Origin of the sequence: Mucilaginibacter sp. (genome assembly GCF_036383575.1) — a bacterium.
Classification (GTDB): domain Bacteria; phylum Bacteroidota; class Bacteroidia; order Sphingobacteriales; family Sphingobacteriaceae; genus Mucilaginibacter.
In genome coordinates, this window is the sequence record NZ_DASVOB010000821.1 from 1 (window position 1) to 5,555 (window position 5,555).

Below are 5,555 nucleotides of genomic sequence, written 5' to 3' on the forward strand. Positions count from 1 at the left end.
CTAAGGCAGCCCGTCTGGAACATGATCTATAAATGGGATGCATGGCAGCCCCAGCATCTTGAGCCCCGTTTTTTACTTGGTAACGAGGCAGAAGCCCGGTTAAGAGCACAGAAAATAACCGTCCCCGTAATGGTACTCACCGGCGCTGCTGATGCTAATGCTCTCGATAGATTATTAAAAGTGTTGCCATCGGCTAAGCATCTGACCATTCCTCATGCTGGACATGTAAGCAATCTCGAAAACCCCAAGGGTTTCAACGAAAAACTACTTGCTTTTTTGAACACGATAAAATTAAAAGAAGATGAAAAGAATTAGGAGGTTCCTGTGGATTGGATTGCTGATGCTGCCTTTAGGTTTATCTGCCCAATATATAGGACAGCATCAATCTGAAATAAAAGCAGCATCAAAGGTTAACGCTAAAGCATGCAGTTTTGATTTGCAGGATGTAAAGCTGCTTGACAGCCGCTTTAAGGAAAATATGGAGCGTGAGGGCGGATGGATGCTATCCCTGCCTGTAGAGCGTTTGCTGCACAGCTTCAGGGTTAACGCGGGTATGCTTACCAATAAAAAAGACAGTAAAACAAAAATGCCTGCCCCGCTTGGCGGCTGGGAAGCTTTGGATATGGAATTGCGTGGCCATAGTATAGGCCATTTGTTATCAGGGCTATCTTTTCAGTATGCAGCTACCGGTAAAATAGTTTTTAAGCAAAAGATAGACAGCCTGGTTTCAGGACTCGCCGAGGTGCAGGCTACTCTGAATGAAGGTGGATATTTAAGCGCGTTTCCGCAAAATTATATCGACAGAAATATTCAAGGCAAAAGTGTTTGGGCTCCCTGGTACACCCTGCATAAAATAGTGGCCGGTTTAATTGATGCTTACTGGTATGCAGGCGATACGCAGGCACTGGATGTGGTGAATAAAATGGCCTCATGGGCTTATCAAAAGATCTCACCACTGAGCAAGGATCAACTGGCACTAATGCTCAGGAATGAGTTTGGCGGCATGAACGAAGCATGGTATAATCTGTATTCCATCACCGGTAACCCGGAACATAAAAAGCTTGGCGACCTGTTTTATCACCACGCTGTGCTTGATCCCTTAGCTGCCGGGGAGGACAAGCTCAACAAGATGCACGCCAATACCGTTATTCCCAAAATTACGGGTGAGGCCCGTGCTTATGAATTAACCGGAGATACCAGGGACAAAGCTATTGTAAGCAATTTCTGGGATAATGTGATCCATAATCAAACCTATGTCATCGGCAGTAACAGCGATAAGGAACATTTTATTGAGCCTGGAAAGATCTCAAAATTCATAACCGGCTATACCGGCGAAACCTGTAATACCTACAATATGCTCAAAGTAACACGCCACCTGTTTACCTGGGATGCCGACGTAAAATATGCCGACTATTACGAGCGGGCTTTATACAATCATATTTTGGGGCAGCAGGATCCTAAAACCGGTATGGTATGTTATTTTACGCCATTGAAAGCCGGGGCCTTCCGGCTATACAGCACCCGCGATAGTTCGTTTTGGTGCTGTGTAGGCTCGGGGTTTGAAAGCCAGTCTAAATACGGTGAAGCTATTTATTACCATAACGATCAGGGTGTTTATGTCAACCTGTTCATTCCTTCGGTATTAACCTGGAAAGCTAAAGGTTTGAAATTAAGACAGGAAACCGCTTATCCCGAAGAGGCAACCACACGGCTTATTATCGATTCCGCAAATGCAGAAAGTTTATCGCTTTATATTCGTTACCCAGGCTGGGCGAGCAGCGGCGCAACAGTTAAAATAAATGGTAAAAGTGTTAAAGTTAACCAGGCATCGGGCAGCTACATCTCCCTAAACCGTAAATGGAAGACCGGTGATAAGGTAGAAATAACCTACCCAATGACATTGCGCCTGGAACCAACACCCGATAATCCGAAAATAGCTGCTGTGATGTACGGGCCGGTGGTACTGGCAGGTGAAATGGGTACCGAAGCGATGCCAGCACATGCACCTTATCATGACACTACCGATCCCTATCAATATTACGATTATGATTATAACATCCCTGCAAATCTGCCTCATTCTTTGAGAATTAATGACGAGAACGTTGCTGATGCTTTAAAACCGGTTAAAGGAGAACCTTTAACTTTTAAAACTACCAATACCACGAATGGAACGCCGGTTATACTTGAACCTTATTATAACCTTCACCGTCAGCGCTATGTAGTTTACTGGGATTTAAATTAAAAAAAACAGCTTAAACATGTATAAAAACAGTTTTATCAAAAGCTTAATAACAGGCTAAGGTAGGCTTGTTTTGTATCAGCGCACCCGATGTGCGTATGGGGGGCTACGCGGATTTCGATTGGTTCAGGGTGGATAAATAGCATATTACTTTATAAAGAAAGAAGAATAAATGATGATCAGCATGATTAGATATTTACGGAGACAAAACACAACGACCAGACTTGTTTTATCAGCTTTGTCGCTATGGTTATTTGCAATTATACCTGTTTACGCGCAACAGATAGATATCTCCGGTGTAAATGTAAAAGTCCACCCCCGTTTGCTTGCAGATGAAAACACCGGCAGGGATAAGCTCAACACACTTATAAAAAAAGAAGACTGGGCAACAACAACCTTTAACCAGATCCGGGCAGATGCAGATGCAAATGTTTCCCGCTATCAAACAGATAGCACATGGATGTCATCACGGTTACAGATGTACTGGAAACAGCATTATACCGATGTTTTTATTAAAAATGGCATCTATGCTTATGCAATCGGTCATGCACCTGTGCCCACCGTTAGGTTTACCGGTACGCGGGATGTTGCTACCCAATATATGCGCCCGAAACTGGAAGATATCAAGCCTTACATGGATGAGGATGGTAAATTGTACCTGCAAAACGGAACTGTGCCGGGCACGCCATGGGAGTGGGTTGAGCAGTCAAAAACAGGACGGATCATAGAGTCCATCAATATCGAGATCATTGAAAAGGCCCGGAATGCTGCAATGCTTTACTGGCTTACCGGCGATGAAAAGTATGCTGCCTTTTCCTATTCTATCCTGGATACCTATATCACAGGGATGGGGTACCGGAACGAACCGGTTGACCTTAACCATGGTCATGATCAAACGTTGGTTGGCTTATCTGCTTTTGAGGTGATCCACGAAGATGTGCTGGAACCTTTAACAGCAGGTTATGATTTCCTATTTCCATATATCAAAAAGCATCACCCCGAAAAATTACAGACGTATGCCGTTACCTTTAAGAAATGGGCCGATCTCATCATCAAAAACGGCGTGCCTTTTAATAACTGGGATTTAATAGAAGCAAAGTTTGTAGCGGATATTGCCATCATCCTTGAAAATGATAGCTATTATGCCGATAAAAGGGGATGCCAGTATTACCTCGACCAGATCCTGAATAAAACTTATACCCGCCAATGGAGCTTGACCACATTGCTCAAAGGTTATGACCCGGTAACAGCCATCTGGGGCGAGTGCCCCGGCTATTCTCAGAATGTGATAGCTGATTTTACGGGCTTTGTGAATCTCTTTGACCGTACACTGCATACCGATCTCCTGAAACAGGTACCTGTTTTGCCCAAAGCTGTGCTGGCTTATGCCCAATACCTGTACCCCAACGGATATATTGTTGGTTTCGGTGATACCCATTATGGCAAACTCCGAACCGATGCCATATCCGACCTGATCCGCAATGCCCGCGTGAACAATAAGGCCGGCCAGGAAGCTGTTTACAGCAGGATGCTAAAAACAATCAACGCCCTGGGGCAGCAGGACGGCGCCGGAACAGTTATGCGCCAAACAGGTTTTAATGCGCTTTTTGGCACCCCGCCCATCACTATTCCTGATACAGTTAAGGCGGGATCGCCGGGCGATTACCTGACGGCAACGTTCTGGTCGCCCAATGTAAGCTGGATGGTACAGCGGAACGGATTGGACATAAACACGGGGCTGATGATCTCTCAAGCTGGTTCCAGCGGCAACCATATGCACGCTAACGGCATTGCCATGGAGCTTTATGGCAGGGGGATAGTGCTCGCGCCGGAAGGCGGTATTGGCGGAAGTTATTTTCAGACCGATTATGCCGAATATTACTCACAGTTTCCGGCACATAATACCGTGGTGGTAGATGGGATTTCTTCATATCCGGTTATGAAAAGTAACCACCCCTTAAAACTCAATGCCTGTTACCCGCAGTCGGCCCAAAAGGTGGGATATTTTAAGGGCATTACATTTTCAGATGTCTCCTTTCTTGAACCCGAAACCAATGCCGATCAAAACAGGCTGATGAGTATTATCAGCACCAGCGATTCGACAGGGTATTATGTAGATATCTTCAGGTCGAGACGTAAAAATGGAAAGGATAAATCACATGACTATATCTACCATAACCTTGGGCAGCAGGTAACTTTATCTGATAACGACAATAAACCGCTGGAGATCCGGCCAACGGAGAAACTTACCTTCGCCAATACGGAATTGGTAGGCTATGATTATTTCTACGATAAAAAATCGATCAGGACTGAGCGTGATTTTAAAGCTCGTTTCAGTTTAAGCATCCCCGGCAGGGAAGCTATATTCATGAATATGTGGATGAAAGGTTATGCCGGCAGGGAAGTATTTAGTGTTAAAGCGCCGCCATCAAAAGCCTGGCGTAAAAATGAAATGATTCCGGATAGCATTGCCAACATGCCATTACCTACGGTTGTTGTGCGCCAAACCAGCGAGGCATGGAGCAAGCCATTTGCCGCAATCTATGAGCCATCAGGAGCCGCCAATAATGGAACTGCAATCAAAAGTATCAAATCGTTTGGCGCTGAACCAGGTTTTACCGGATTAATAGTCAACAATAAATCAGGAAGGAGCGATTACATTTTTGCCCATGCTGAAACACAGCAGGTAGGGTTTGAGGATATGGAGTTTAAGGGTTTATATGCGGTGATCAGTGTTAGCGGCAATAAGTTGGTTAGTCTGTTTTTAGGCAAAGGAATGAGTATAGCTAAAAATGGCTACGGCTTAACATCTTCGCAGCCGGCATCTGCTGCATTGTGGTTTGATAATGGCAAGCTGCATTTCACCGCCGATCGACCGGTGAAGCTTTATCTGCCTGTTAGTATGCTGTCTGCACATCATAGCATCTCCCTAAATAACGTAACGGTAAAAAGAGAGCCGGTAAACCAAAAAGGAAACAAACAGTGGTGTTTTAATATGCCGGCATGTGCCGATGCTGAAATTGTATTGAATTAAGATCATGAAAAGAAGGCATAACCACTACGCTACGCTTTTGATTGTTTTACTGCTTTTGGTAGGGCCGTTTGCTCATGCCGCGGTATGGCAATGGTCGGTACCTGTTAAACCGATAGGAGTTAACAAAGACCCTTCAAGGGCATTTTTATGGATACCGCCAAACTGTAAGCAAGTAAAGACTGTCATATTTGCTCAAAACAATATGGAGGAGCAATCTATATTGGAAGACCCAGGATTCAGGAAGGAAATGGATAAACTGGGTGTTGCAGAGATCTGGGTTAG

General features: G+C 44.7%; 3 protein-coding genes and 1 pseudogene. All 4 read left to right on the plus strand.

All coding sequences use genetic code 11. The features are described 5' to 3' along the window. Positions 1–315, plus strand: a 315-nt coding sequence (locus VF500_RS29000; protein ID WP_330862996.1) for an alpha/beta hydrolase, incomplete at its 5' end; no start/stop codon positions are given. Continuing rightward, a complete protein-coding gene (locus VF500_RS29005) occupies positions 302–2,242 on the plus strand; it encodes a glycoside hydrolase family 127 protein (protein ID WP_330862997.1) in 1,941 nt (646 codons plus the stop codon). The genes VF500_RS29000 and VF500_RS29005, both read left to right, overlap by 14 nt. Before the next feature lie 235 nt (positions 2,243–2,477). Further along, on the plus strand, positions 2,478–5,273 hold the full coding sequence (locus tag VF500_RS29010; RefSeq protein ID WP_330862998.1) for a heparinase II/III domain-containing protein: 2,796 nt from the start codon (positions 2,478–2,480) through the stop codon (positions 5,271–5,273). Positions 5,274–5,277: 4 nt separating this feature from the next. Continuing rightward, positions 5,278–5,555: pseudogene (locus VF500_RS29015) on the plus strand (hypothetical protein); the annotation flags it as partial.

What these genes read in the sequence shown, in the direction of transcription:
- VF500_RS29005 (WP_330862997.1), top strand. Translation starts at nt 302, where the DNA reads ATGAAAAGAATTAGGAGGTTCCTGTGGATTGGATTGCTGATGCTGCCT.